This window comes from Legionella septentrionalis, from assembly GCF_003989745.1.
In the GTDB taxonomy this organism is placed as follows: Bacteria; Pseudomonadota; Gammaproteobacteria; order Legionellales; family Legionellaceae; genus Legionella_A; species Legionella_A septentrionalis.
Genome location: NZ_RZGS01000006.1, coordinates 69,688 through 89,697, shown reverse-complemented (window position 1 = coordinate 89,697; position 20,010 = coordinate 69,688). Strand labels below are relative to the sequence as shown.

Genomic DNA, 20,010 nt, shown 5'->3' with positions numbered 1-20,010 from the left:
AAACGAGCGGCAGCGTCACCTTCCCTGCCCCAACCGATGATGCTTATATCGATGCCGGCAGCCAAACCATCAGCATCAGCAATGCAATTGGTGGCAATTACGAACAATTGGATACCAGCGACACCGCGACCATTACGGTGCAAGATACCATTGATACCACCACCGTTACCCTGGGCGATGTCACCGTCAATGAAGGCGGCACCATCACCTTAACCGCCAACGTCAACAATGCACCGCAAACAGACTTGACGTTAACGCTGTCCAATGGAGAAGTCATTACGATTCTCGCTGGACAAACCAGTGGCAGCGTCACCTTCCCAGCCCCAACCGATGATGCCTACGTCGATGCCGATAGCCAAACCATCAGCATCAGCAATGCAACCGGTGGCAATTACGAACAATTGGATACCAGCGACACCGCAACGATTACGGTTCAAGATACGATTGATACCACCACCGTTACCCTGGGCGATGTCACCGTCAATGAAGGCGGCACCATCACTTTAACCGCCAATGTCAACAATGCACCGCAAACAGACTTAACCTTAACCTTGTCTAATGGCCAAGTGATTACCATTCTCGCCGGACAAACGAGCGGCAGCGTCACCTTCCCAGCCCCAACCGATGATGCTTATATTGATGCCGATAGCCAAACCATCAGCATCAGCAATGCAGCCGGTGGCAATTACGAACAATTGGATACCAGCGACACCGCAACGATTACCGTTCAAGATACCATCAACACCACCACCGTTACCCTGGGCGATGTCACCGTCAATGAAGGCGGCAGCATCACTTTGACCGCCAATGTCAACAATGCACCGCAAACAGACTTAACCTTAACGCTGTCCAATGGGGAAGTGATCACCATTCTTGCTGGACAAACCAGCGGCAGCGTCACCTTCCCAGCGCCAACCGATGATGCTTATATTGATGCCGGTACTCAAACCATCAGCATCAGCAATGCAGCCGGTGGCAATTACGAACAATTGGATACCAGCGACACCGCAACGATTACGGTTCAAGATACGATTGATACCACCACCGTTACCCTGGGCGATGTCACCGTCAATGAAGGCGGCACCATCACTTTAACCGCCAATGTCAATAATGCACCGCAAACAGACTTAACCTTAACCTTGTCTAATGGCCAAGTGATTACCATTCTCGCCGGACAAACGAGCGGCAGCGTCACCTTCCCTGCCCCAACCGATGATGCTTATATCGATGCCGGCAGCCAAACCATCAGCATCAGCAATGCAATTGGTGGCAATTACGAACAATTGGATACCAGCGACACCGCAACCATCACGGTTCAGGATACCATTGATACCACTACCGTCACCCTGAGTGATGTCACCGTCAATGAAGGCGGCACCATCACCTTAACCGCCAATGTCAACAATGCACCGCAAACCGATTTAACCTTAACGCTATCTAACGGACAGGTGATCACCATTCTCGCTGGACAAACGAGTGGCAGCGTCACCTTCCCAGCGCCAACCGATGATGCTTATATTGATGCCGATAGCCAAACCATTAGCATCAGCAGCGCAGCCGGTGGCAATTACGAACAATTGGATACCAGCGACACCGCAACGATTACGGTTCAAGATACCATTGATACCACCACCGTCACCCTGGGTGATGTCACCGTCAATGAAGGCGGCACCATCACTTTGACCGCCAACGTCAATAATGCACCGCAAACCGATTTAACCTTAACGCTATCTAACGGACAGGTGATCACCATTCTCGCTGGACAAACGAGCGGCAGCGTCACCTTCCCAGCGCCAACCGATGATGCCTACGTCGATGCCGATAGCCAAACCATCAGCATCAGCAATGCAGCCGGTGGCAATTACGAACAATTGGATATTAGCGACACAGCAACCATCACGGTTCAGGATACCATTGATACCACCACCGTCACCTTAGGCGATGTCACCGTCAATGAAGGCGGCACCATCACTTTGACCGCCAATGTCAATAATGCACCGCAAACCGATTTAACCTTAACGCTATCTAACGGACAGGTGATCACCATTCTCGCTGGACAAACGAGTGGCAGCGTCACCTTCCCAGCGCCAACCGATGATGCCTACGTCGATGCCGATAGCCAAACCATCAGCATCAGCAATGCAGCCGGTGGCAATTACGAACAATTGGATATTAGCGACACAGCAACCATCACGGTTCAGGATACCATCAACACCACCACCGTTACCCTGGGCGATGTTACCGTTAACGAAGGTGGTATGGTGACTTTGACCGCCAATGTCAACAACGCACCGCAAACCGATTTAACGTTAACGCTGTCTAACGGACAGGTGATCACCATTCTTGCTGGACAAACAAGCGGCAGCATCACCTTCGCAGCCCCCACCGATGATGCTTACCTTGATGCCGGTACGCAAACCATCAGCATCAGCAATGCAACCGGTGGCAATTACGAAAGCTTGAACACCAGCGATACGGCAACGATCACGGTGCAAGATACCATCAACACCACCACCGTTACCCTGGGCGATGTCACCGTCAATGAAGGCGGTATGGTGACCTTGATCGCCAATGTCAATAATGCACCCCAAACCGATTTAACCTTAACCTTGTCCAATGGCCAAGTGATCACCATTCTTGCTGGACAAACGAGCGGCAGCGTTACCTTCGCAGCTCCCGCAGATGATCCTTACATCGATGCCAGCACGCAAACCATCAGCATCAGCAATGCAATTGGTGGCAATTACGAAAGCTTGAACACCAGCGATACGGCAACGATCACGGTGCAAGATACCATCAACACCACCACCGTTACCCTGGGCGATGTTACCGTCAATGAAGGTGGTATGGTGACTTTGACGGCTAATGTCAACAACGCACCGCAAACCGATTTAACGTTAACGCTGTCTAACGGACAGGTGATCACCATTCTTGCTGGACAAACAAGCGGCAGCATCACCTTCCCAGCCCCAACCGATGATGCCTACGTCGATGCCGGTACGCAAACCATCAGCATCAGCAATGCAACCGGTGGCAATTACGAAAGCTTGAATACCAACGATACGGCAACGATTACGGTTCAAGATACCATTGATACCACCACCGTTACCCTGGGCGATGTCATCGTCAATGAAGGCGGTATGGTGACTTTGACCGCCAATGTCAACAATGCACCGCAAACCAATTTAACCTTAACCTTGTCCAATGGCCAAGTGATCACCATCCCCGCTGGACAAACGAGCGGCAGCGTCACCTTCCCTGCCCCTGCGGACGATGCCTACGTCGATGCCGGCACGCAAACCATCAGCATCAACAATGCAACCGGTGGCAATTACGAAAGCTTGAACACCAGCGATACGGCTATCGTAACAATATTGGATACAATTAATACCACTACCCTTAACTTAAGCGGACCTTCTGTAGTAAGCGAAGGAGGTTCTGGTATCTATACTCTTACCGTAACTAATCCCCCAGCTACTGCGTTAACCGTTACCATAGTTGTAAACCACGTTACAACCAATAGTGCTGATCTCACGGCCACCACGTTTAACGTAATCATCCCCGCTCATCAAAGTTCGGTTACCTTTAACGTAAATACATTTAGCGATCAACTTGCTGAAAGTAACGAATCATTTACTGTCGCTATCCAAGGAACCAGTGGCGGCAATTATGAAAATTTAGTGGTTGGCACAGGCATAGTAACCACTACTATTCCCAATGATGATTTTGCGCCTGTCGCACAACCAGACTCCGGCAGTGTAATCGAGGGTAGTATTCTGTCAGGGACAAGTGTGCTTACTAATGACACTGACGCTAACTTTGACGCATTGAACGTGAGCCAATTTGCAGCCAATGGCAGCGGCACAGGAGCTGTTTCAGCCAATGGCACCAATACGATCACTACAGCTTTAGGTGGTACGGTAAAAATGAATGCCAACGGCACTTATACCTACACTGCCCCAGCTACTGTAAATAATCCCGGTGGTGCGAATGTAGTGGATAGTTTTTACTATAAAGCCAGTGATGGAACGAATACCTCCTCCTGGACCCAAGTTTCCATAAATGTGCAAGATACAGCTCCACTCGCCAACCCGGATGTTAACTCTGTGGCTTTCCAAGGAGCCGTTTCAGGCAATGTTATTACTGCAAACGATGTGCTGGGGCAAGATGCAACCCAACTTCATTCAGTAACTTACAATAATACGACTTACACTAACTTTGTTAACGGCACTTTAACTATTAATACGGCAAACGGAGTGCTGGCTATTAACCAAAATGGTAGTTATACCTACACATCCACTGCTAGCTTGCCGACTACTTCCACAAGTTATGGTGGAGGAAATTCTTCATCACTTTGGTCTGGCGTAGGTGTGTATGGTTATAGTGCCGGCACTAATCCGCTCACTTCTTCCCCGAATGCAACAGTATCCATTAGAAACAATTATGGACTTTATATCAGTGGCGGTGGCGATGCGGATGAAATTGATTCCCGCATTGTATCCGGAAATGTAAGAACAGAAACGGTAGCCATTGATCTTCTTACCCCTGCTTCCTCGCTGCAAGTAGAAGCAAGGGAGGTAGACAGCGGAGATAATGTGGGCTGGGCAGTTTATAACCTGGATGGCTCAAATAACCTGGTTTTAGTAGGCAGTGGTGTTACCAATGCAACTGGTTCAGGCAGCAATGGCTCCCTGACGTTTAATATTACAGCCAACGTACCCTTCCGTTATGTCGCCTTCTACGGAGTTGATGGCAACGACGATTTTAACATTTGGAAGATTACTGCAAACAGAACTGACTATAATTATGACGTTCCAAATGATGTATTTACTTATGTCATCCGCGATGCGGATGGAAGCCAATCTTCCTCTACGTTAACTATTGATCATGGCACGCCAAATCCTGTCGCCACAGCGGATATAGCGTCTGTTAGTGAAGCGGGTTTATCTGGCGGCACACAAGCCGGGGTAGTAAGTGTAGTGGCCGAAGGTAATTTGCTTACCAATGATGCAAATACCGGCGATGCGTCTATCTCTTCAGTGACTTTCAATGGCGTTACGGCCACCCCGGTTGGAGGAGTCATTACCATTGATACCCCCTTAGGGTTATTAAAAGTCTATACACAAAACGGCGGCGGACATAGCAAAGGGGATTATGAGTACACACTGCAAACTTCAAGTACGCAAGGCGATAACGTGAATGAATCATTCACTTATCGTTTGAGTCATAATGTCACCGGCATGACCAGCGATGGCAACCTGACCATTAATATCGCTGACGATGCACCCATCGGACAGAATGTTTCAGCCTCTTTTGTAGGTCAAAGCGAAAATATAGGCGTAAACTTAATTTTAGTCCTTGATGTATCTACCAGTATGGCGACCATAGAATCCAACGGCATGACTCGCCTGGCCATGGCAAAACAAGCCTTGCAAGAATTGATCCAAGCAGGTGAGGATTTGGGTAACGTCAACGTTAAAATTATCACTTTTTCCACAAAAGCTACCAATTCTGGATGGTTTGTTAATGATGTGGATGGTGCTTTAAATTATTTAAATAACATCAGCTCCGATGGATATACTTATTATGATGCAGCCTTACAAGAAGTAATTCGAACTCATAATATTGCGCCAGTACCAATAGCTGCCAACAACTTGTTATATTTCCTCTCTGACGGCGAACCTACCTCGGGCCATGGAGTAAATGATGGCTCATTATCTTATGGCAGTTACCAGGATGTGGCCGCATGGGAAAAATTTATTGATGACACCAACATTGACAAGGCGTATGGGGTAGGCTTCGGCGAGGCGACTCTTGGTCCACTGGAAATGGTGGCTTACCCAACGCCTGCTGGACAAGGCGGTGCCTTTATCCTGCAAACCATCAGTGATCTTGCCAATGGATTTATTGACCAATACGGTAACAATATTAGCAGCTCGGTGATCTCAGGGGGAAGCGTTGTTGAAGGCTTTGTCTTAGGTGCTGATGGAGGTTATATAAAATCGATTGTCGTCGATGGCATAACCCACACGTATAACCCAAGTACGAGTCCGGCAGGATCTGAAGTCCTGGTTATTGAAACTGATTTAGGCGGTGTATTAACTTTTAATTTCTTGACCGGGCAATACAGTTACAACATCAATACCAATCATTCCATTGATGGTCAAGAAGTTATTCCTGTGACCGTCATTGATGCGGATGGTGATCAGATCACTAAGAATCTGACTTTGGACATTGATTATACGGCGGCTGGAATTGATGCAAATCGCGATACAGTGATTACCAATATCGCGCAAGGAAACGTCATCAGTTTCGATGCCAGTGCTCTTTTGAAAAATGATATGGCGATTAATGGCACCACGGTCAGTGCTGTAACCAATGGAACCGGCAGTACGGTTACTTTAAATAATGGAATTATTAATTTGACCCCCACCGCACTTACTTTCAGTGGAGCCAATTTCAGCACCAATAGTACGACCACTTTGATTAATGAAGGTTCAAGCAATAATACCAGTGCAACTGCCGATGTCATTAACCGCTCCGCGTTTTCTTCGGGCTTCACCAATGCTGGATTGAATCATAGCGGCTACAGTACAGGCTACCGCGGCAGCATCTCCAGCTCGGATCAGGACTGGTTTAGAATCAGTTTGGCTGCTGGTGAGTTATTGTGGATAGATGTGGATCCACGCAGCAGCATCATTTCAAATGTGGATGTCTTTGTTTACGATAAGGCAGCTTCGGGAAACAGTGCCGGTAATATGATAACGCAAGTATTTGATTACACGCTTTCCAATCAGGGCACAGAAGGTGCATTCGTAGCACAATACTCTGGAGACTATTATTTCCAAATTAACAGCACGACTTCTGCCAATTATGATGTGTTTCTAACCATTGATAACAGCCAGGCTGATTACCGTAATTTTAATTACACCATTACCCATCAAAACCCCAACAGCACTGTAAGCGATAGCAGTATCGTGGACGTGGTTACGCAAACAGGCAATACGTTAACGGGTACTGAGAAATCAGAAGTGCTGGTCGGCGGCAACACCAATGACATCATTAATGCCAATGGCGGGGATGACTCCCTGTTTGGCGGCTTGGGTAACGATACGCTAAACGGCGGCAGTGGTAAAGATATGCTGGTGGGCGGCCGCGGCAATGACACCATGACAGGAGGAACTGGCAAGGACACTTTCGTATGGAAAGCAGGAGATGATACCGGTAACGCGATTGATACTATTACTGATTTTACGCCAGGACAAAATGGCGATGTATTGGATCTGTCCAACTTGCTAACAGGCGAGCATCAAAACGCCCAAAGCCTGGATAGTTATTTACAAGTCAGCTATAACAATACTACGCAAAACACCACCATTGCAGTGGATGCAGATGGCGGTGCAACCTTCAGCGCCACCCAAACCATCATTCTGGCAGGGGTTGACTTAACCGCTGGGGGTACCTTGCAGAATACGCAAATCCTGACGGAGCTCATTAATAATGGCAATATAGTTACCGATGCTTAACGCTCTCTTAAAGCTGTTTGTTTTGCTTTCAGCAAGGGTTTTAGCAAATAATCCAGCACGGATTTTCTTCCCGTCAGGATATCCACTGTAGCCTGCATGCCAGGAATGATATAGAGAGGATTATTTTTTGTGCCTAAATAATTTTTCTGGGTACGTACCCGAATCAGATAATAGCTTTTTCTTTCTTTATCTTCTTCATCTACAATGGTATCAGCACTGATTTGTTCAACTTCCCCTTCCAATCCACCATAGATTGAAAAATCATAAGCACTTAATTTCACCATGGCTTTTTGTCCAAGCCGAATAAAGCCAATGTCAGCAGGGCGAATTTTGGCTTCAATTAGCAAAGTATCGTCTAATGGTACGATTTCCAGAATGTCCATGCCGGGTTTAATCACACCACCGACGGTATTTACTTTTAGCTGATTTACTATTCCCTTGACCGGTGAACGGATGGTCGTTCTTGACACCCTGTCTTTGTCACCTTGCATTTCTTCCCGCAAGCGGGACACTTCGCCTTTTGCTTCATTATACCGCTCTAAGGTTTTGCTATTAAATGCATGCAATTTACCCTGAAGCTCGCTTACAGTGCGTTCAAGGCGCAATACTTCCACCGGTGATGCAGCGCCTTTTTTGATCAGCGGTTCAGTCATTTCTAATTCTTTGGTCGCCAATTCTATATCGCGCAACATTTGTTTTTTTTCATCCTGGCGCGCCTTGTAAAAGGCAATTTCAGACATCACCAAATCAGGATTTGCTGCCTCAATTTTTTTATCAAATACCAGGGGTTTGTTTTCTATTTCTGCTTGCAAACGAATCAATTCTATTTGCACGTCTTCCAATTTTCGCTCCAACTCCTTAAACTTGGATGCAAATAAAACATCTTCCAGGCGCATCAATATCTGTCCCCGCTGCACCAAATCGCCTTGTTTTACCAAAATTTCCCGTACTATTCCGCCTTCGAGATTTTGGACTACCTGTACTTGCCTGGAAGGAATGACTTTTCCTTCCCCTACGGTCACTTCATCCAGTACGGCATATTTTGCCCATAGAAAAAAGATGAGAAGACAAATGATGATAGCCCATACAATCAAATGGGAAAAAACATGAGTATCTTTTACTGTTTCTGGACTGCTATCGGTAAGTAAACCTAAATTTTTTTTTGTTTTTGGCATTTATTTCACCACTTATTTTTCATCAATGGAGCAAGAACTTCTCAATTATGCTTTAGCATCGGCTTGTTTTTTTCCTGAATCGAATTTCACCCCGCTTCGTAACGCATTTAGTACCGTTTCTTTAGGGCCATCGGCCACCACGCGGTTATTATCTATTACAATCAACCGGTCGACCAATTCGAGCATGGCTGCTTTATGGGTGACTAAAATGAATGTTACATCATCGCTCAGATATTTTTTCAAATTTTGGCGCAACTGCGTTTCACTTCCATCGTCCATGGAGGCTGTTGGTTCGTCAAAAATTAAAATTTTTGGTGACAGAAGCAACGCTCTGGCAACAGCAATGGCTTGCCTTTGTCCAGCTGATAAACGCGATCCGCGCTCGCCTACTTGCCTATCCAATCCTTCCGGATGATTTTGGGTGAAGTTGGTTACCCCGGCAATAGCCGCTGCTTTTAAAATTCTGTCATCATCAATATAAGGAGCGCCTAAGCGAATGTTGTCTTTTACAGTGCCATAAAACAGCACGACATCTTGTGGGACATAACCAATTTGTCTTCTTAAATCCGCCGGATTTATCTGCAGATAATCCGTCCCATCCATATAAATACCACCTTTGTCAGGACGATAAAGCCCCATTAACAATTTCGCAATCGTGGACTTTCCAGAACCAATCCTGCCTATGATGGCGACGCGTTCGCCCTTTTTAATGGAAAAGGAAACGTGATTTAGAATAGGGTTTGTCTGGCCAGGATAATGAAAGTCTACTTGCCTTAACTCAATATTACCCTCTATATGCGGGCGGTGCAGGTAACTGGAAGCATCCTGCACATCAGTAGGTAACTTCATGACTTGGCCAATGGATTCCAAGGCTTGCATGGATTGATAATAGCGGGAAAAAATAGCTGCAACCTGGCCCATAGGAGCTAGTGCCCTGCTTCCCAAAATAGTACATGCGATTAATGCGCCAACTGTGAGTTCGCCTGCGATGATTTTATATACACCGAAAATGACTAACAAAACATTCGCAAGCTGCTGCGCCAATACGGTGAGATTGATGCTTGAGTTTACCAAGAAACGAAGTTTGGCACCCAATCTTGCCGCATAAATTACTGCCTGCTCAAATCGGCGCTGCATGGTACCTTCAGCACCACTGCTCTTTATCGCCTCAATCCCCGCTAACGATTCAATCAATGTGGCATTTTTTTCTTGCGCCAGTTGATAAGATGTTTTAGTAATTTTGGTCAGCGGATACTGCAATAAAAATCCGATGAGAAACACAATCGGTACGACAACTAAGGGAATGATTACCAGGTTGCCGCCTAAATAGAAAAGCACAATCAAATAAAGGATGACAAACGGTAAATCCACCAAAACGGTGATGGTAGTAGACGTAATGAAATCACGAAATGCTTCAAATGATTGGATAGTGTTAGCAAATGCACCAACGGATGAAGGCCTGGCATTCATTTGAATGCCTAATATATGTTCAAAAATGATGGCGGATAATTGCACATCAGTCTTTTTGCCCGCCACATCAATAAAATAAGCGCGCAGGGATTTTAAAAACAAATCAAAAAGAAAAACCAACCCAATCCCTGTAGCCAAGACCCACATGGTTTCGATTGCATGGTTTGGGACCACACGATCGTACACGTTCATAGCAAATAATGGCACGGCCAAGGCAAATAAGTTAATTAAAACAGAAGCCGTCAAAACTTCCACATAAATCGGCCAGGATTTCATCAATACTGTCCAAAACCAATCTTTAGGTTTCTTTTTTACATAACTCTCTTTACTGGGGCGGGTGAATTGATAAGCAGGCTTTACGAAAATGGCATATCCACCATATTTTTCAGCCAAAGTGGTATTGGGCACCGTCACCCGTCCTTGTCCGGTTTTATGCGTTAAAATTACGCTCTCATCTTCTCGTTTTTCCAGTAATAAGCAAGCTTCGCCATCTTGTAAAAGCAATACGGCAGGCAGCACTAAATCCGTAACGTCTTTAAATGCAATCTTATTGATTTCTGCGCTCAGCTTAGCCCGCTCAGCAGCTCTGACGAACAAGGTTGGGGTGAGTTTATTGTCCACTAAAGGCAGACGCTCCGTTAAAGAAATGGCAGAGCATGGCGTTTGATAATATTTGGTTAGGAAAAGCAAACAAGCCAAAAGCGGATCATGCGTGGCCAAATCACTTTCCGGAATATCCCAATTAGCTGTTTCTTGCTTGCTCATAAGCGCTCCAATCAAAAGCAGTTTGCAACATCAGTCTTCTTGAATAATTTGGGCAACGTTTTCAAATTGGCTGCGAATTTTTTGACGCGCCATCAATTTTTCAATTGCGGGCGCTGGGAAGTCAGTGATTGCAATGATGTTTTTTTCCATCAAAATTTGAATTAAATCCTCAATAACCCGAATTAAATCCAAGTCGGATTTTAAAAAATAAAGTTTTTTGTCCAAAGCACAACGCGTTAGAAAGGCGGTAAGTTCCGGATCATTACTTGTTACTTCTTCAAGCCCTTCCTCACTTTGATCTTCAAAAATAGCGCAGATTTGATTCTGGGAATCGCGCTTGACAAAAACCATAATCCTTCCTTGCTTACTTTTTATTGTTAAAAGATAGTTTAATATTAGGAAGTTAGCAAATAAAACCATGCAGTTGGCTAGTTAAACGCGTATATTATTGTGACAAAAAAAGCAAGTTACGATGCATAGAAGCTATCCTGCTTTTAAAATTTGCGTTACGCTTTGTTTTTAACAAAGAGTCTTAAATGAAAATACAATTATTGCCTTTATTCGATAGCATCCATCACCTGCATAAAAATTGCGAAAATATTGTCTTGCCGGAAGAATATCGTTTGGATTTTAATCATGCTCTTAATTTTTTAAAAAATTACCAGGGCAGCCTGGGCACTTTTAACAGCTACCGGCGCGAAACCGAGCGTTTGTTACAATGGTGTTGGCAAATAAGAGGAACCACTTTAAAACAATTGAAACGTGATGACATAGAGCAATTCGTACGTTTTTGTCAAAATCCCCCAAAAAACTGGATAGGCGTAAAAAAAGTTCCGCGGTTTATTGAAAAGGAAGGAAAACGTATTCCCAATGGCGAATGGCGTCCCTTCGTGGCAACCATTTCGAAATCCTCAAGAAAACGGGGCGAAGACGTTGATGCCTCTTTATTTGCTTTATCGCAAGGAGCCATTCAAGAGATTTTTGCCATTCTCAGTACGTTGTTTAATTTTCTAATTGCCGAAGAGTATTTGTTATCAAACCCAGTTGCCTTGATACGCCAAAAAAGCAAGTTCATACGTAAACGTCAGCAAAACCTGCCGGTGAGAAGACTTAGCCTCCAACAATGGGATGCAGTATTGCAAGCGGCAGAACATTTAGCACAGGAAAATCCTGAAAAACATGAGCGTACCCGATTTATTCTTAGTGCATTATATGGCATGTATCTTAGGATTTCCGAATTGGCGGCGAGCGAGCGCTGGATTCCTACAATGAATGATTTTGCAAAAGATAATAATGGTTCCTGGTGGTTTACCACCGTAGGAAAGGGGAATAAAGAAAGGCAAATTGCCGTAAGCGAAGCCATGCTGGCTAGCCTTTCCCGTTGGCGCACTTTTTTAGGCTTATCCCCTCTACCCTCACCCGCAGACAATTCACCGCTACTGCCTAAATTGCGCGGTACAGGCCCCATGAGTGATACGGCACCCATACGCCGCTTGGTGCAATTATGTTTTGATCGGGCCACCGATCAGTTGCGGCGCCAAAATCAAAATGAAGAAGCGGATAATTTAATGGCTGCAACGGTGCATTGGCTGCGGCACACAGGGATTTCCGAGGATGTGAAAACAAGACCGCGCGAGCATGTTCGCGACGATGCTGGCCATAGCTCCAGTGCAACAACAGACCGTTATATCGATATCGAATTGCAAGCGCGGTATCAATCAGCCCGCCGGAAATCAATTATTCCACAGGCTGCTGAGAAGCGGAAAGAACGTATAGAAGAAAAGTAACCAGACAATCTCTCTGAAATTTTTTGAACGTCATTTAAAGCCGTTGCCTATCGATAAACCAAGCTTGCCTTAAGCTCATAAAATAGGAGCCATGCTTATCTTTTTTAGCTTATCTTAAGGGTTGATAAACCAACAAAAGTATCGCTGCAACCACCCACATGCTCACGCCTAAAACATGGGCATATGGCCAGGGTTTGTAGCGCCGTTTGCTTTTTACCAGTGCATGGGAAATCCACATAGGCAAACAAATTAACAAGAATAAAATGAGTATTTCGGCGACATAGATAGACCAGGCAGCAAACGGAAAATAGCGAGTAAACTGGTTGATTACTTCATGCAGAGAATAATTTGACCATACTAAAAACCAGGATATCCAGTATTTATAATGAACGACCAGCCATGACGCCAGTATTAAGGGTACAAAAAAAGCAACACCGGGTAAGGAAAAAATTTTTTTAAAAAAAAGATAAATTTCCTGTGCGAAAAAAACGATAAATGCGGAACTTAAAATGACGAATGCAAGTGTAATTAACATAATGATGACTACTGGCTCTTTATTGTATGTTTAACTGCTCGTTAAGAGCTTGCATACGCTCACGATATCATTCATGCCATCTGGTTATTACTTTCACTGACCAGATGATGCGCGCAACAGCCTTACCTATTTATTTCTTACTTTCCAAAAATTCCCAACGCCCATACAGCTGGCTTAGCTCGGTTTCGAACGCAGCCAATTGCTGATTGCTTTGACTGATTGCATCGCCATCCTGTTGATAAAAGGCAGGTGCAGCCATATTTTCCTGTAACGCCGCTATTTTCGCCTCCAAGGTTTCTATTTTTTGGGGTAATTGGCTCAATTCGCGCTGTTCATTATAGGAAAGTTTATCCGCATTCCGCCGCTGGGCTGAAGGTGCAACAGCAGGCGGCGAGGCACGCTTTTCTTTCCTTTGCTGTTGATAATCATCATACCCACCCATGTATTCTTTGAAGTGTCCATTGCCTTCAAAAACCAATAAACTGGTTACTACATTATTCAGGAAAGCGCGATCGTGGCTTATTAGTAATAAAGTGCCCGGGTAGTCAATTAGCATGGATTCAAGCAGTTCCAGTGTTTCCATGTCCAAATCATTGGTGGGCTCATCCATAACCAATAAATTTACCGGTTTGGCAAATAGCTTGGCCAATAATAAACGATTACGTTCACCACCCGACAAAGTGGAGACGAGTTGGTTAAAGCTCTCCGGGGGAAACAAAAATTCACGCAGGTAAGTGGCTACATGCTTTTGTTTGCCATTGATGGTGACATAATCTGCCCCGTCGCCAACATTGGCGAGCACTGTTTTTTCCTCATCCAAATGCCGGCGTAACTGATCAAAGTACGCCACGGCCAATGAAGTCCCATAACGAAGCTCGCCGGAATCTGCCTTTAATTCACCTAACAACAGACGCACCAATGTGGTTTTACCGCACCCATTGGGCCCGACAATACCGATTTTGTCACCTCTTGTCAGTAACAAGGAAAAATCGTTAAGCAATGCCTTCCCTTGTAAAGAGTAATTCAAGTTTTGCGCTTCCAGGACTAAATTTCCTGAACGCACGACTTCAAGAGGAATGGACTTGATTTTACCTACTTGCAAACGCCGTTGTTTAAATTCTTCCCGTAAAGCTTTTAATGCACGGACGCGTCCTTCATTGCGTGTGCGCCGTGCTTTAATCCCTGTGCGGATCCATGCTTCCTCTTGTGCCAGATTTTTATCAAACAATGCATTTTTTTTATCTTCACTTAACAGCCTGGCTTCACGCCTCTCAAGATACGTTTCATAATCACATTCATATCGATATATTTGGCCACGATCAATTTCCACGATTTGATTGGCTACCTGCGCCAGAAACTCACGATCATGCGTGACCACCAGTAAACTGCCTGAATAATTTTTTAGGTAAGATTCAAGCCATTCTATGGTCGGGATATCCAAATGATTAGTAGGCTCATCGAGAAGCAGTAAATCGGGGGCTGCAATGAGTGATGCTGCCAAAAGAGCGCGGCGTTTCATACCACCAGATAAATGGTTCATGCTGGCATTCATATCCAGTCCCAAGCGGCTTGCCATATTTTCAACCTGTGGCAAGCGCTCCCATGCTTGCTGCTCGTCAATGCGTTGCTGGAAAAAGGAAATCCGCTTTAAATCCCCTTCCAGGGAAGCCATATGATAACCTGCCAACAACTCCCCTATCTCGCCTAAATCTTTGACCAGGAAATGATATACTGATTCGTTTTGCTCAATAGGGACTTCTTGCGTTAATCCGGATATGCGTAAACCACCTAACTTTTGCACGACTCCCTGGTCTGGGAGAATTTTTCCTTCCAGCAATTTTATTAAAGTGGATTTTCCAGCCCCGTTTCGACCCACTAAAGCGATGCGATCACGTGGCTGAATTTGCCAACTTGCATGATCTAAAATTTGCTTTCCTGCGAGATTTAAACTCACATCGTGAAGCGACAAAATGCTCATAACATAAAACCTAAAAGAGCTTCATATAAATCAATGGCAAAGTATAAGTTCACCTACTCGGGCAACACCATCACAGCGTCCATTTCCACCTGTGCACCGCGGGGTAATGCTGCCACACCAATAGCAGCCCTTGCGGGATAAGGCTCGGGAAAATAACGGGTCATGGCTTCATTGACTAAAGGAAAATGGCTTAAATCGAGCAAATAAACATTTAATTTGACAATATTAGCCAAACTGCCGCCAGCCGCTTCGCACACAGCGGCTAAATTTTCTATTACCCGATTGATTTGCAGGCGGATCTCATCGCTGCATAGTTGCATGGTTTCGGTATCCAGCGGAATTTGACCGGACAGATAAACGGTATTACCGCATTTCACGGCTTGACTATACGTTCCGATTGCAGCAGGTGCTAATTGACTGGTAATGGGTTCCATCATTATTCCCCTTGTTTTTTTCGATACAGACGCAAAACCATTTTATTGGCTCTTAAGCGGCGCATGACGCGAGCCAGATGCGTTCGGTCCGAGACGCTTAAAGAAAAAGTAACTGCATTATGCCTGCCGTCCCGCGGATCTACATTAATGTTGCCAATATTGGATTCAGCTTCAGAAATAGCTGTAGCTAACGCCGCAAGCACCCCGCGCTGATTCGTCACTTCAACGGTAACATCCACAGTGAATTCGCCCTGTACGTCCTCATCCCAGCGCAAGGAAATAAATTGTTCCGGATTGACCCTGATTTTTTTAATGCTTGGGCAATCGCTGATGTGCACCAATATCCCCCGACCTTGTTGAAAACGTCCAACAATGTTATCTCCTGGAATGGGCTGACAACATTCGGCAAAATGTACCACCATTCCTTCCGTCCCTTTAATGGCCAAAGGTCTGCTTTTGGCTGTTTTTACCAAAGCACCACTTTCCTCTGCAACCACCAGACGTTTGGCGATTACCATAGACATTTGATTACCAATACCGATGGCGTAAAGTAAGTCTTCTATTGTTTTGTAGTTTAAATCACTTAATAAGGCTTGCATCGATTCCTGCGGAATTTTGCTGTAATCGCTTCCCGCTTCCGAGAAGGCCTGCTCAAGAAGCCTTTGCCCTAAGATGACGGACTCAGCATGTTGCTGGCTCTTCAGGAAACCGCGAATGTTGCTGCGGGCTTTACCGGTGACTACGAAATTTAGCCATGAAGGGTTGGGACGTGCACCGGGGGCCGTGATAATTTCAACCGTCTGCCCATTAGTAAGCGGGATGCTTAAAGGTACGAGGCGGCGATTTACTTTTGCAGCAACGCAACGATTTCCTACATCTGAATGAACAGCATAGGCAAAATCAACTGGCGTCGCCCCTTTAGGCAATTCCATGATTTCTCCCTTAGGCGTGAAAACATAAACCTCATCAGGGAATAAATCAATTTTAACGTTTTCAATAAATTCAAGCGAGCTGCCCGTACTGCTTTGCATTTCCAACAAACGTTGCACCCATTCCCGTGCACGCAACTGGGCTTCATTGACTTCCAACCCGGATGATTTATATATCCAGTGGGCTGCCACGCCATTTTCCGCTACATTATCCATATCGCGCGTGCGGATTTGCACTTCCAGGGGAATGCCATAAGGCCCGAATAGGGTCGTATGCAGGGATTGATATCCATTGACCTTGGGGATACCAATGTAATCTTTAAAACGTTGCGGCACAGGCTTGTAGGTTTGATGCAAAGCCCCAAGCACGCGGTAGCATGAATCAATGTCTTCCGTAATGACCCGGAAAGCAAACACATCAGTAATTTCTGCGAAGGAAGCTTTTTTATAGCGCATTTTACGATAAATGCTGTATAAGTGCTTTTGTCGGCCAAATACGTGTTCGTAGGGAATATTTAATTTCTCTAAGGCGGCTTGCAGATCATGTTCTATTTTTTGGGTTAATTCGCGACGGTTGCCACGGGATTTTTCTACTGCTGATTTAATAGCGCGATAACGCATGGGATACAGGGCTTTGAACCCCAAATCCTCCAAGCCGGTATAAAGTGCGTGCATACCCAAACGATTGGCAATGGGTGCATAAATTTCCAGCGTTTCTATGGCAATGCGCTTTTTTTTACCCCGTGGCATAATGGACAAGGTCCGCATGTTATGCAACCGATCGGCAAGCTTGACGATGATGACGCGAATATCCTTGACCATCGCCAAAACCATTTTACGAAAATTCTCTGCCTGTGCCTCTGCCTTGGATTCGAATTTTATTTTGGTTAATTTTGTGACGCCATCTACCAAAGCGGTAACTTCTTCACCGAATTTGCTTAATAAATCGGCTTTGCTGAGCATGGTATCTTCCACCACGTCGTGCAATAAAGTGGCCATGATGGTTTGATAATCCAAACGCATCTGAGCAAGAATAAGGGCGGCAGCCACCGGATGAGTAATATAAGGTTCACCGGAACGGCGCATTTGACCATGATGAGCTTTTTTTGCTACCAGATAAGCCTGGTAACATTTTTTAATATGCAAAGGCTCAAGGTAGCATTTTAACTCCTCATGTAAATCCTTAAAGTAATTCACGCAGCGCTCCTGCATTTCCGCCACATCTGTTGTCATGCATCGTTCCTATGACTCGATCTTGGGCAACCTGAGTTTAACACTCAGGAATGGAAGAATGAGGCAATAATAAACCTCTTATCGAGTAAAGCAGAAAATCATTATTTGAGCAAAATCTTATATATTTATCTATAAAGTTTAGTCTTTATCCAGAATTTCAGGCGTAATCAACCCTTCAGCAATTTCCCGTAAAGCCACTACAGTAGGTTTGTCATTTTCCCACTCGACTAAGGGTTGAGCACCGCGTACTGCAATTTGGCGGGCGCGCTTGGAAGCGACCATGACCAGTTCAAAACGATTCTTAACATTTTCCAAACAATCTTCTACGGTTACACGAGCCATAATACCCCCAAAGTTAAGCGACTAAATCAAAATAAAGCAATTTCATTGTGCGCAGAATTAACTGCTTAAGCGATTACATTATAAAAAGTCAAACATTATATTTTACTGCGATGACAAAAGGAAAGAAAGCAATTTTCCCAAATGCCTGGTTTGCCGCGAAATATGCAGACGGTTGGCCAATACAATGGCTTGCAATTCCTGCGACGCCTTATTGAAGTCATCATTCACAATTAAGTAATCAAACTCGGAATAATGGCTCAATTCATCCCGGGCGCGCTGCATACGGCTGCTAATCACTTGTTCATTATCCTGTTGCCTTGCCAGCAAGCGTTCTCTTAATGACTGCAGGGAAGGTGGAATCACAAAAATCCCCACAGCTTCGGGGAATATACGACGGATTTGTTGAGCACCTTGCCAATCGATATCCAGAACAACATCTATTCCCGCCTGTAGACGGCTATGAATTTGCGCGGTGGATGTACCGTAATAATGATTAAACACACGAGCATGCTCAATGAAAGCTCCCGCATCCATCATGCGTAAAAACTCGTCTTCATTTACGAAAAAATAATCCACTCCGGAAATTTCCCCAGGACGCTGGGTACGTGTCGTATGCGAAATAGATATTTCAATATCCTCTAAATCATTAACCAGCCTTTTTACCAGACTGGTTTTCCCTCCCCCGGAAGGCGCAGCAACAATAAAAAGGTTTCCTTGACATGCATTAGCCATTCTTAATCCTGTTCAACAACCCGTTATTCGATATTTTGAATTTGTTCCCGCATTTGTTCAATTAATACTTTCATTTGCACGGCGCATTGCGTTAGCTCTGCTGAATCGGATTTTGAACTCAAGGTGTTGGCTTCCCGGTTTAATTCCTGCATTAAAAAATCCAAGCGCCGCCCTATCGCTTCTTTTTGGTTATCCAGCGTACGACCTACCTCTTGCATATGCGTTTGCAAGCGATCCAATTCTTCGCTAACGTCCAAGCGGGTTAGCAATAGAGCAATTTCCTGCTCTAATCTGGATTCATCGACGCTCATTTCTAAATTATGCAAGCGGCTTATTAACTTTTCCCTGGTTTGCAAGACCAGTGACGCTGCCTTTTTAGCAGCTAAACTTACTTCTTCATGTAATAAGTGCAAGCGTGTCTGGATGCAATCCTTCAATGCCTGCCCCTCCGCTTTTCTTACCTGAACCAGTCGCTGCAAAGCCTGTGAAAACAACTGCATTATTTCTTCGTTCAAAGCATCTGTATCTGGTTGGTTAACTCTGACCACCCCAGGCCAGGCCAGCACCTGACTGACAGACAAATCATTAGCCAACTGCTGCTCTGAGGTTAAGCGGACCGCCGTATTTAATAATGCCTGCACCAATTCTTCATTAATCAGCAGGGATGGAGTATAGGTAAGAGCGTCACTTATTTTCAATTGGCATTCGAGCTTGCCTCGATGAATAAATTCCCGTAATTGATTGCGTAAATTCATTTCCAAATGGCGGAAAGGCTCGGGCAAACGAAAAGACACATCCAAATACCTGTGATTGAGCGATCTAAGCTCCCAACACAATAAATTTGGGCCCATTTGATTTTGCATTCTTGCAAAAGCTGTCATACTTTGCGGCATTTTTAAACCTTTCTCGGAAGAAACCATTAACACTTGCTTAATATTAAGCCATTTTGCGCCTTGACTATACCCTAAATTTGCACAAATGCAAGATTCTGGCTTTGTTTTCGCCAGCATTTAATCGCTACACAAACAAATTGCAAATTACTCGATCTGCACGAAATATTTGCAAAAAATATAAAATTAGTGTACATTTAAAAAGCAAAAATTT

General features: G+C 44.9%; 12 protein-coding genes. 2 read left to right on the top strand and 10 right to left on the bottom strand.

All coding sequences use genetic code 11. The features are described 5' to 3' along the window. Positions 1-7,526 (top strand): immunoglobulin-like domain-containing protein (locus tag ELY11_RS03800; protein ID WP_127032556.1); only part of this gene is annotated, 7,526 nt, incomplete at its 5' end. Here the strand turns inward: ELY11_RS03800 and ELY11_RS03795 are convergent. From ELY11_RS03795 to ELY11_RS03785, 3 genes are read right to left on the bottom strand one after another with little or no spacing between them, the layout of a single operon-like run. Next, a complete protein-coding gene (locus tag ELY11_RS03795) occupies positions 7,523-8,701 on the bottom strand; it encodes an HlyD family type I secretion periplasmic adaptor subunit (RefSeq protein WP_127032555.1) in 1,179 nt (392 codons plus the stop codon). The genes ELY11_RS03800 and ELY11_RS03795 overlap by 4 nt on opposite strands. Positions 8,702-8,746: 45 nt before the next feature. After that, on the bottom strand, positions 8,747-10,936 hold the full coding sequence (locus ELY11_RS03790; protein WP_126954046.1) for a type I secretion system permease/ATPase: 2,190 nt from the start codon (positions 10,934-10,936) through the stop codon (positions 8,747-8,749). A gap of 30 nt (positions 10,937-10,966) precedes the next feature. Beyond that, a complete protein-coding gene (locus ELY11_RS03785) occupies positions 10,967-11,287 on the bottom strand; it encodes a hypothetical protein (RefSeq protein ID WP_126954047.1) in 321 nt (106 codons plus the stop codon). 185 nt (positions 11,288-11,472) lie between these two features. On the opposite strand from ELY11_RS03785, the gene ELY11_RS03780 reads away from it, so the two are divergent. Continuing rightward, positions 11,473-12,723 (top strand): tyrosine-type recombinase/integrase, encoded by a 1,251-nt coding sequence (locus ELY11_RS03780; protein WP_126954048.1) that lies wholly within the window; start codon positions 11,473-11,475, stop codon positions 12,721-12,723. A gap of 109 nt (positions 12,724-12,832) precedes the next feature. Here the strand turns inward: ELY11_RS03780 and ELY11_RS03775 are convergent, their stop codons facing one another. The 7 genes from ELY11_RS03775 to ELY11_RS03745 all read right to left on the bottom strand — a co-directional run bounded on the left by ELY11_RS03775 (position 12,833) and on the right by ELY11_RS03745 (position 19,799). Next, the gene (locus ELY11_RS03775; protein ID WP_126954049.1) at positions 12,833-13,258 is read right to left on the bottom strand and encodes a hypothetical protein; all 426 of its coding nucleotides are present in this window, start codon (positions 13,256-13,258) and stop codon (positions 12,833-12,835) included. Between the two features lie 130 nt (positions 13,259-13,388). Continuing rightward, complete coding sequence (locus ELY11_RS03770) at positions 13,389-15,236, bottom strand: ATP-binding cassette domain-containing protein (protein ID WP_127032554.1); 1,848 nt, start codon at positions 15,234-15,236, stop codon at positions 13,389-13,391. Between the two features lie 53 nt (positions 15,237-15,289). Continuing rightward, on the bottom strand, positions 15,290-15,670 hold the full coding sequence (locus ELY11_RS03765) for a RidA family protein (RefSeq protein ID WP_127032558.1): 381 nt from the start codon (positions 15,668-15,670) through the stop codon (positions 15,290-15,292). A gap of 2 nt (positions 15,671-15,672) precedes the next feature. Beyond that, positions 15,673-17,796, bottom strand: a complete 2,124-nt coding sequence (gene spoT / locus ELY11_RS03760) for a bifunctional GTP diphosphokinase/guanosine-3',5'-bis pyrophosphate 3'-pyrophosphohydrolase (protein ID WP_199737669.1) — start codon at positions 17,794-17,796, stop codon at positions 15,673-15,675. Positions 17,797-17,970: 174 nt separating this feature from the next. Beyond that, positions 17,971-18,174, bottom strand: coding sequence for a DNA-directed RNA polymerase subunit omega (gene rpoZ, locus ELY11_RS03755; protein WP_126954051.1), 204 nt, complete (start codon positions 18,172-18,174; stop codon positions 17,971-17,973). Between the two features lie 102 nt (positions 18,175-18,276). Beyond that, positions 18,277-18,906, bottom strand: coding sequence for a guanylate kinase (gene gmk, locus ELY11_RS03750; RefSeq protein WP_127032553.1), 630 nt, complete (start codon positions 18,904-18,906; stop codon positions 18,277-18,279). A 23-nt stretch (positions 18,907-18,929) separates the two neighbouring features. Then, entirely contained in the window at positions 18,930-19,799 is an 870-nt protein-coding gene (locus tag ELY11_RS03745; protein ID WP_126954053.1) for a YicC/YloC family endoribonuclease, read from the bottom strand. Positions 19,800-20,010: the final 211 nt, after the last annotated feature.